Origin of the sequence: Megasphaera intestinihominis, assembly GCF_040096415.1 — a bacterium.
Taxonomy (GTDB): Bacteria; Bacillota; Negativicutes; order Veillonellales; family Megasphaeraceae; genus Megasphaera; species Megasphaera intestinihominis.
In genome coordinates, this window is sequence record NZ_JBBMEU010000123.1 from 1 (window position 1) to 2,041 (window position 2,041).

Annotated in this window: 2 protein-coding genes; both read left to right on the plus strand. The window is 57.4% G+C overall.

The genetic code is table 11. The annotated features are described in order from the left end of the window. Positions 1–128: 128 nt before the first annotated feature. Positions 129–656: a cob(I)yrinic acid a,c-diamide adenosyltransferase gene (locus tag WMO23_RS11205; protein ID WP_020310359.1), complete on the plus strand. Its 528-nt coding sequence runs from the start codon at positions 129–131 to the stop codon at positions 654–656. A gap of 19 nt (positions 657–675) precedes the next feature. Then, positions 676–1,935 (plus strand): M20 metallopeptidase family protein, encoded by a 1,260-nt coding sequence (locus WMO23_RS11210; protein ID WP_020310358.1) that lies wholly within the window; start codon positions 676–678, stop codon positions 1,933–1,935. Positions 1,936–2,041: the final 106 nt, after the last annotated feature.

The window sequence follows — 2,041 nt, forward strand, 5'->3', positions numbered from 1 at the left end:
CCTAAAAGTATCACTTTTTTCAGTAGGGGGAAGACCCCTATTTATGTAAACTATGTTATTGCACATAACACACGTGGGGCGCCCGCCACAGTATAGTGAATGACTAACAGTTAATGAGAGGTGATATGATGGATACAGGCTTAATACATATATATTGCGGCGACGGCAAGGGCAAGACGACGGCCTCGCTGGGCCTGGTCCTGCGCTGTGCCGGCCGGGGCGGCAAGATTCTTTTCGCCCAGTTCCTCAAGGGCCGGCCGACAGGCGAGCTGGAGTCTCTCAAGGCCCTGCCGCAGGTCACGGTCCTGCGGGGCAAAGCCATCCTGAAATTCACCTTTCAGATGACTGACGCCGAAAAACAGGCCACCTGTGAGGCCCAGACGGCATTGTTGCAAAAAGTCCGGGACTTCTGCGAAATGCACCATCCCGACCTGGCCGTCTGCGACGAACTCGTCGGCGCCTGCGCCCTGGGCCTCGTCCCGGAAGAGCAGGTCCTCGATTTCTTAAAGGACAAACCGGCCCATACGGAAGTCGTCCTGACTGGCCGCGACCCCAGTCCGGCCCTCCTGGACTTGGCCGATTACGTCTCAGAAATCAAGAAAATCAAGCATCCCTTTGACCGGGGCCTTGCCGCCCGCATAGGGATTGAAGAATAACACAGAGGGGGAAGCAAAGATGATCGATATTCTCGAAGAAGTACGCAAAGAACAAGGTGAACTCGTCGCCTTGCGCCGCCATTTCCACGAACATCCGGAACTGTCCAAAAAGGAAGACCAGACCCTGGCCTATATTGCCAAAAAGCTGGAGGAATATGGCATTTCTTACCGCCTGGTCGACAAGGGCGGCCTCATCGCCTGGATTGACGGCAAAGGCCCTGGCAAGACGCTGCTCTTACGGGCTGACGTCGATGCCCTGCCCATCGAAGAAGGCGAACGGAATTTATCGTGCCCGCGCGTCTGCCGCTCTCAGAATCACGGCGTCATGCACGCCTGCGGTCACGACGGCCATATGGCCATGCAGCTCATGGCTGCAAAATGCCTCCAGCGCTGGAAAGACCAGTGGGACGGAACCGTCGTCTTGATGTTTGAACGGGGCGAAGAAGAATCGGGCCCTCTGGAATATCTCCTGCGCTATTTGGAAACAGAAAGCCCCTGGCATATCGACGCCTGCTATGCGACCCACGTCCGCTGGGACATCCCGGCAGGCAAAGTCTCTGTCTGCCACGACGCGCCCATGGCCGGCGGCTTCGGCTTTGAAATCCGCATCGACGGCCACGGCGGCCACGGCTCCCGGCCGGACCTGGCTGAAAGCCCTATCGACTGTTTCCACGACTTCTACGGCAACATGCAGGCCCTGCGGATGCGGGCCGTCCCGCCGAAAGAATGTCTGACCTTCTCCATCGGCAGCCTGCACAGTGGCGACGTCCTCAACGTCATCCCCAACAGCCTGACCTTTGCCGGTACGTGCCGCTTCTTCAGCTACGACCATGCAGGCAGGCGCTTCTACGAAGAATTCAAGCGCATCCTGGCCAATGCCTGCCAGACCTATGACTGCCGTTACGACATCCTGCACATGCCGGAGCCGCTCTTTGAAGTCCAGAACAACCCGGTCTGCGTGGCCATCGCCGAAAAAGCCGTCGAAAAGTACATAGGCGCCGACGCCCTGACGGACTGCACACCCTGGATGGCTTCGGAAACTTTTGCCATCACGTCCCGCCTCTATCCCGGCGTCCTGACCTTTACGGGCATCGAAAACAAAGAAAAAGGATGCGGTGCCAATCACCACACGCCGGAATTCGACCTCGACGAAGACGGCCTGACCTACGGCGCTGCCACCTGCCTGGGCTTTGCCCTGGATTACCTGGCAGAAAAACCGGATATCCCCTTCCAGCGGCCAGACGAACCACTCGAAAAACTCGTCGCACGGAATATATGAAAAAAAGGAGCTGTCGTAATACGACAGCTCCTTTTTCTGTAGGGGCGTCCACGTGGGACGCCCGCTCACACAAATCAAGTTTACAAGTATCTCGCATATCCCCGGC

Excerpts from the sequence above, each read along its gene's own strand:
- WMO23_RS11210 (WP_020310358.1), top strand. The coding sequence starts at position 676 with ATGATCGATATTCTCGAAGAAGTACGCAAAGAACAAGGTGAACTCGTC.
- WMO23_RS11205 (WP_020310359.1), top strand. The coding sequence starts at position 129 with ATGGATACAGGCTTAATACATATATATTGCGGCGACGGCAAGGGCAAG.